The sequence below is a fragment of the uncultured Salegentibacter sp. genome (assembly GCF_963972535.1).
In the GTDB taxonomy this organism is placed as follows: Bacteria; Bacteroidota; Bacteroidia; order Flavobacteriales; family Flavobacteriaceae; genus Salegentibacter.
In genome coordinates this window covers 1-7,086 of sequence record NZ_CAXAVR010000125.1, presented here as the reverse complement: position 1 = coordinate 7,086, position 7,086 = coordinate 1, and the positions used below count along the sequence as shown (strand labels likewise).

Genomic DNA, 7,086 nt, shown 5'->3' with positions numbered 1-7,086 from the left:
TTAAATCACGCCGTAGTAGCCGCTTTTGAAGGTTTATTAAAAGATAAATCTTATCCCAGTTATTTTCTTTTCTTAAAGGTTGATCCAAAAAGTATAGATATCAATATTCATCCTACCAAAACTGAAATTAAGTTTGATGATGAACACGCACTTTATGCGATTTTAAGAAGCGCTATAAAGCATAGTTTGGGGCAATTTAATGTAGCGCCGGTCTTGGATTTTGATCGCGATGCAAACCTGGATACGCCTTACGATTATAAAAATAGATCGGCAGAAGTGCCACAGGTAGAAGTAGATCGTAATTTTAATCCATTTCGGGAAGAAAATGCCCGAACTCATAAAAGCTCTTCAAATTCTTTTTCTTCAAACTTTAAAAAAGAACGGGGAGAAAGTTGGGAAAGTTTATACACTGGTTTGCAAACCGAAGACAATCCTAAGCCAGATTCAGATTTTAGGGAAATAGAATTTGAAAGTGAAGAAGTAACGGGAAATTTATTCCAGCCTTCTGAAGATAAAGAAGAAAAATCTACCTTTCAGCTTCATAAAAAATATATTGTAAGTACTCTGAAGAGTGGGATTTTAGTTATAGATCAACACCGGGCCCACACCAGGATTTTATATGAAGAAATGCTGAAAAATATTACCGTTTCAGCCGCGGTGAGCCAACAATTATTGTTTCCGTTAAATCTTCAGTTTAATACTCACGAAATTGAGATATTAAAACAATTACAGGATTCATTGGAACAAACCGGATTTGTATTTTCTGAAGTGAAAAGTGATTCCGTAGAAATTGTTGGGATTCCAACGCTTATTTCAGAAAGTGAAGTAGAAATATTACTGGAACAACTTATTGCCGATTTTGAAAACGATGTACCCGATAATGGTTTTTCTCAAACCGATTTGCTGGCAAAGTCGCTCGCAAAGGGAATGGCGGTAAAATCTGGTACCTTATTAAACAATACCGAGCAGCAACATATCGTTAACAGGTTGTTTGCTTGTAAAGAACCCGGGTTAAGCCCGTCTAACAGATCGGTTTTCGTTACTTTAACGGTAGACGAACTGGACAAAAAATTTATGTAAATGGGAAGAATTACCGAAACTGTAAAAGTACTTTTAATAATCAACATCATCTTTTTTGTTGGTAGCCAGTTTCTGGGCGATTATGCCTACCAGTTATTTGCACTTTGGTTCTTTGAGAACGATAATTTTATGGCGTGGCAGTTTGTTACCCATATGTTTATGCACGGCGGACTTATGCATATTGTTTTTAATATGTATGCACTTTGGGCGTTTGGTGGCCCTATAGAACAAATGCTAGGGCAAAAGAAATTTATTTTCTTCTACTTTTCGGCAGGGCTTGGAGCTGCATTTTTACATACATTGGTAAATTATATTGAATTTAAAACCGGTTATAATGCGCTCTTAGATGCAGGAATGAGTATGGGAAGTATAGAACAATTGCTTAAAACGGGAGAATATTCTACCGCAATACTTGAGTCTGTACCCCGGGAAACGCTTCAGGGATTATATCAAAGCGTAAATACACCTGCGGTTGGAGCATCTGGTGCTATCTATGGAATTCTTGTTGCTTTTGGAATGATGTTTCCCAATGTAGAATTATTCCTTTTATTTGTGCCGGTTCCTATTAAGGCAAAATTCTTTATTCCTGCACTTATTTTACTTGATTTATTTTCAGGATTAACCGGATATTCGTTATTTGGAGGAGGTATTGCTCACTTTGCCCACATTGGTGGAGCCCTGTTCGGCTTTATTATGATGTGGTACTGGAAGAAAAACCAGTTTAACCAAAATCGCTGGGATTGATGAAAGGATCTGATAAATTTAAATACAAACTACAAACCGCAACGGTAGTTGAAAAACTAATCGCAATTAATGTGTTGGTTTTTATCTTGTTTTATCTTTTTAGAACCTTAACCTTTCTATTTCAGTTACCATCAGATTTTTTACTGGAGTGGTTTTCTTTTCCGAAGGAATTAGGGGAGTTTATATTTAAGCCCTGGTCTATTATTACCTATTCTTTTTTACACGGCGGGATTTGGCATATTCTCTCTAATATGCTCATCCTTTACTTCTCCGGAATCTATTTTCTGAATTATTTTTCACCAAAAAGGTTGCTTAATTATTTCTTTTTAGGAGTGATTATGGGCGCTTTGGTTTATATGCTTAGTTATAATTTATTTCCCGCATTTGAAGCGACCGGTAGATCTTATTTAATAGGAGCTTCTGCCGGGGTAATGGCCGTTTTAGTTGGTATTGCTACCTATATTCCCAATATGCGGGTTAGACTTCTTTTAATAGGAAGTATCAAATTCTGGTATATCGCTGCTTTTTTAGTGGCCCTGGATGTTATTCAGATTCCAATGGGGAATGCCGGGGGGCATTTAGCTCACCTCGGTGGTGCGGCTTTAGGCTATACTTATACTAAACAATTACAAAAAGGGAATGATATTGGCTCCTGGTTTGAGAAAATAATGGACAGCTTTGCGGCTATGTTTCAACCTACCGAGCGCAAAGCCAAAATGAAAACGGTGTACCGAAAAACTTCAGATAAAAAATCTACCTCGGGACCTCGTAAATCTTCTTCTAAAAAGCTGGATAAAGATGAAAAACAAAAGCAAATTGATGCTATTTTAGATAAAATAAGCAAAAGTGGTTACGATAGTTTGAGCAAAAGCGAGAAAGATTTTCTATTTAAAGCCGGTAAAGAAGATTAAATGAAGAATCTTGGACTCATAGATAAGATCATTTTTATCTTTAATTCCCTTGCTGCTACGGCGCTTTTATTATCTTATTTGCTTGCTTTTATTCCTCCAAAATCTTTTCCCTTACTTTCTGTTTTAAGCCTTGGGGTACCGGTTTTAATCTTAATAAACCTGGTTTTTATGGTTTATTGGATTATAAGGTTGAAAAGGCAATTTCTGTTATCTTTTATTATTTTACTGGTAGGTTATAATTATGTAACCAATCTTTACCAGTTTAGCGGTGATACACTTACCTCTGATGATGAGCTGAGTATTATGAGCTATAATGTTAGAATGTTTAATTCTTATGGATGGACTGATGAAAAAAACATTCCCGAGAAAATTACAAATTTTGTAAAAGATAAAAATCCGGATATTTTACTCACGCAGGAGCATACCGTAGACGAAACCGGTTTTAAGGAAATATATCCTTATAAATTTGTACATAAAAAAGGAAGGAATTCTGAGTTTGGGATGGCCATTTTCTCTAAATATCCAATAATTGAACAATCTTCTATAGATTTTCCGCATAATGGGAATAATAATTCTATCTATACCGATGTGGTAGTTAAAAAAGATACCTTGCGTATTTTTAATGTTCATTTTCAATCCCTGAATATTAAACCCGAAATTGAAGATTTACGTAAAGCAGATTCTAAGAAATTGCTTGGTAGAATAGGGCAGGGTTTTAGTTTACAACAAGAGCAGGCCGAAATGATGATGGAAAAAGTGAACAAAACGCCTTACAAAACAATTATCGCCGGAGACTTTAACAATACTGCTTTCTCTTATGTGTATGAAATGCTAAATAAAGATGACAGGTTTACCGATGCTTTTTTGCATTCTGGTGAAGGATTTGGGCAAACATTTAAATTAAATTATTTCCCTTTAAGAATAGATTTTATCTGGGTAGATAATAACATTCAAATTAACGATTATACCCGTTTTAAAAATGAACTTTCAGATCATTATCCAATCTTAACCAGGATTAAAATTTAAGTTCCTGGGCTTCCAGGTAATTGGTGGTATTTGGCCCTTCATTAAAAAGAAGATCCAGAATGCTTAAATTAGGTAAAAACCCGTGTTTTTCTTTAAAAACCTGGGTGTATTCTTCCTGCTGAAATTTCAATTTTCCCTTAGCATTAATCAATGTTCTTAGGTCTTTTCTGTCTTCTGGATGAAGAATAAATTCTGAAGTTTTTTCGAAATCTAAATCCAGCTGAAGTGCATCTGTAACAAACTCCAAACAGGCATAATTGAAATCCATTAAGTAATTAAATTTCTTATGATAAAGCGGATAAATTTCATCTTCATAAAATTCAAAAAATGGCGAAGTTTGGTAAGAAGCTTTTAAAGCTCTCCAATGTTGCTTTTGCCATTCAAAATCGTTTTCAATTTTAACTTCTTTATAAAGTTGATGCTTTCCGGCTTCTTTCGGCTCGCCCGTTAGGGCTGAGCGATGTTTAATAGGAATATTCAGCAATAATTTTCCATTGGAGTCATAGATATACATCCGGTTTCTATAGGTTTGTTTCTGGTAGTTGTCTTCATTTTCAAAAAAGACTTTATTAGCTTTTACCAGCGCAACAAACTGAGAAACCGGCCCAAAATAGGCCGGATGTATTAAAATATTTTCCATTTAAGCGTTTTTCCTGCGTTTTTTGAAGTAATTAAAAGCGATAAGTATTACTACAATTATTAGGAAATAGGGCAGGTATGAGGTTGGTGTAGCGTCACCCTTAACAGTGGTAAAAACGCGATCCCATCTAATTTTATTAAAGAAGCCCTGGGCATTGGCATCCCAACTCATCCATACAAATACAGGTTTTCCCACTACGTGATTTTCAGGAACAAACCCCCACGTACGGCTGTCTTCACTGTTATGGCGATTGTCACCCATCATCCAGTAATAATTTTGCTTAAAGGTGTAAGAGTTTACGGGTTGGCCGTTTAATAAAACCTGAGTTCCATTAAGACTGAGTTTATTGTTAATTCCCATCTCACTGCCTTCGTAAGTTTCTATAATTCGCTTATAAAAAGGCATTGATTCTGCAGTAAGATCTACTGTCACCCCTTCTTCAGGAATGTAAATTGGACCCATATAATCGTTATTCCAATTCAGTTTTCCATTATTCGGAAAAATGCTTCGGTCTTTTGAACCTAATGAGTCAGAATATCTTTCAATACTGGTAACGTTGGGATGATTTTTAATTCGGTTATATGCGTCTTCGGTTAAGGCTTTTATATAAAATTGATTGGTATTAGGGTTGTGGTAATAACCATCGGTAATATCATATTCTTCATATAAATACCTGGGGTTGAAACCCTGCCCGTTGGTAGTACCAATATAAGTGAACTGAGTTTTTGCACGTCCCGGAAGCTGAAGCGGCTCGTTATTTACCACAACTTTCCCTGCACGAACTTCCAGAGAATCCCCGGGAATTCCTACCGCACGTTTTACGTAATTAGATTTTTTATCTATGGGTTTGTAATAATATTTCCCATCACCATATTGCTGAAAAGCATTTACGGTATCTACCGGCCAGTTAAAGACTACAATATCGTTGCGCTCTATTTCTTCAAATCCCGGTAATCTCAAATATGGAATTTGAGGTTTTGTTAAATAAGATTTTACTCCCAAAACAGGTATGGTATCGTGCACCATGGGAAACGCCACCGCCGTTCTTGGCAGGCGTGCTCCATAGTGAAACTTACTTACAAAGAGGAAATCACCTACTAATAAAGTTTTTTCTAAAGAGGAAGTTGGGATGGTAAAAGGTTGCATTACATAAGTATGCACTATGGTTGCGGCAATTACTGCAAATAATATAGAGCTTATCCATTCGCCGGCGGCAGTTCTGGGTTTTAAGCTTCTATCTTCAATATATTTTACATCAGTTGCATAATTAATATAGTAAATATAGAAACCCAGTGTTATAATAGCTAAAATAGTATCTGTGGTACTATGCCGGCCATAACTTCTTATGGTTTCTACCCAAATTACCGGGAACATAATAAGGTTTACAATGGGAATAAATAGAAGAATCACCCACCACCACGGGCGGTTTATAATTTTCATTAAAATTACTGCATTGTAAATAGGAATTGCGGCTTCCCAGGCTTGTCTTCCCGCTTTTTGATAAAGTTTCCAGGTACCTGCAAAGTGAATAACCTGAACCAGCAGAAAAAACAGAAACCATTGTGTAAACGTCATATTTTTATTCTTTGCTTATTAGTAACAAAATCCAGTGATTGTTACTATTTTTTGTTTAAAATTGGCTGGAAAGTACGTCTTGCATAGTGAAAACTCCTTGCTTATCCTTAAGCCATTCGGCAGCAATTACTGCTCCTAAGGCAAATCCCTCTCGCGAATTTGCGGTATGCATAATTTCTATAGAATCTATTTTAGATTTGTAAGAAACGGTGTGAGTGCCCGGCACATCTTCAATTCTTTTAGCTTTAATAGGGATCTCATCGGCAGCGGCATGATCCAGTTGCCAATTGTTCTTTTTATCGTTTTCAGCAATTACTTGTTGCGCAAGACTTATAGCCGTACCACTTGGGGCATCTTGTTTCTGGGTATGATGAATTTCTTCAATTTCTACGGCATAATCATCCATACCATTCATCATTTTGGCAAGTTTTTTATTCAGTTCAAAAAATAGATTTACACCTACGCTAAAATTTGAAGCATAAATAAAAGCGCTGTCTTCTTTTTTGCAAATTTCTACTGCTTTCTTATAATCATCTAACCAACCGGTTGTACCACAAACCACCGGGATATTATTTTCAAAACAGGTGGTAATATTTTTAAACGCTGCTTTTGGAACACTAAAATCTATAGCAACATCAATTTCCATTTTATTGATCTCGTAGGTATCAATATCTTCTTCAATTTTAAGAACAATTTCGTGACCACGGTTTAAAGCAATCTCTTCAATTGTCTTTCCCATTTTTCCGTATCCTAAAAGTGCTATTTTCATCTCTATAAAATTTTGATATTCTAATTAATTGGTAGTAATAAACGCTTCCTAAAACTTATAATTTAAAGATAAACCGTAGCGGGATTTCCCGGTAAAATTATCAAGTCCTATATTAGGTTGTAACGTTAGGTCTTCACTAACATTAAATTGCTGTAAATGCGCGTCTACATTGGCATCTATAATATTCAAGACATAAAACCCTGCGATTACCAGTATCGAGATTTCTTTGTTTCTGCGGTAAAATTCCTGGGCTCTTATTAGACCATCATCAGATATCCTTTCTTCTCCATTTACGGTAAATTCATCTTTTCTACCTGCAAGCCGATTTTTATAAGCATCCC

7 protein-coding genes and 1 pseudogene are annotated in these 7,086 nt (G+C 35.7%); 4 read left to right on the top strand and 4 right to left on the bottom strand.

The annotated features are described in order from the left end of the window. The 4 genes and pseudogenes from AACZ30_RS12050 to AACZ30_RS12035 form a co-directional block, all read left to right on the top strand. Positions 1–1,080 (top strand): annotated as a pseudogene (locus AACZ30_RS12050) (DNA mismatch repair protein MutL); the annotation flags it as partial. Continuing rightward, on the top strand, positions 1,081–1,824 hold the full coding sequence (locus AACZ30_RS12045) for a rhomboid family intramembrane serine protease (RefSeq protein ID WP_075326622.1): 744 nt from the start codon (positions 1,081–1,083) through the stop codon (positions 1,822–1,824). Next, a complete protein-coding gene (locus AACZ30_RS12040; protein WP_339649601.1) occupies positions 1,824–2,735 on the top strand; it encodes a rhomboid family intramembrane serine protease in 912 nt (303 codons plus the stop codon). The genes AACZ30_RS12045 and AACZ30_RS12040 overlap by 1 nt, the downstream gene beginning before the upstream one ends. After that, positions 2,736–3,761, top strand: coding sequence for an endonuclease/exonuclease/phosphatase family protein (locus AACZ30_RS12035; RefSeq protein WP_339649600.1), 1,026 nt, complete (start codon positions 2,736–2,738; stop codon positions 3,759–3,761). Here AACZ30_RS12035 and AACZ30_RS12030 read toward each other — a convergent pair. The 4 genes from AACZ30_RS12030 to AACZ30_RS12015 all read right to left on the bottom strand — a co-directional run. After that, on the bottom strand, positions 3,751–4,401 hold the full coding sequence (locus tag AACZ30_RS12030) for a WbqC family protein (protein WP_339649599.1): 651 nt from the start codon (positions 4,399–4,401) through the stop codon (positions 3,751–3,753). The genes AACZ30_RS12035 and AACZ30_RS12030 overlap by 11 nt on opposite strands. Next, entirely contained in the window at positions 4,402–5,976 is a 1,575-nt protein-coding gene (gene lepB / locus AACZ30_RS12025) for a signal peptidase I (RefSeq protein ID WP_339649598.1), read from the bottom strand. A 55-nt stretch (positions 5,977–6,031) separates the two neighbouring features. Beyond that, on the bottom strand, positions 6,032–6,745 hold the full coding sequence (gene dapB / locus AACZ30_RS12020; protein WP_339649597.1) for a 4-hydroxy-tetrahydrodipicolinate reductase: 714 nt from the start codon (positions 6,743–6,745) through the stop codon (positions 6,032–6,034). A gap of 48 nt (positions 6,746–6,793) precedes the next feature. Continuing rightward, positions 6,794–7,086, bottom strand: a 293-nt coding sequence (locus AACZ30_RS12015) for a DUF5683 domain-containing protein (RefSeq protein WP_339649596.1), incomplete at its 5' end; no start/stop codon positions are given.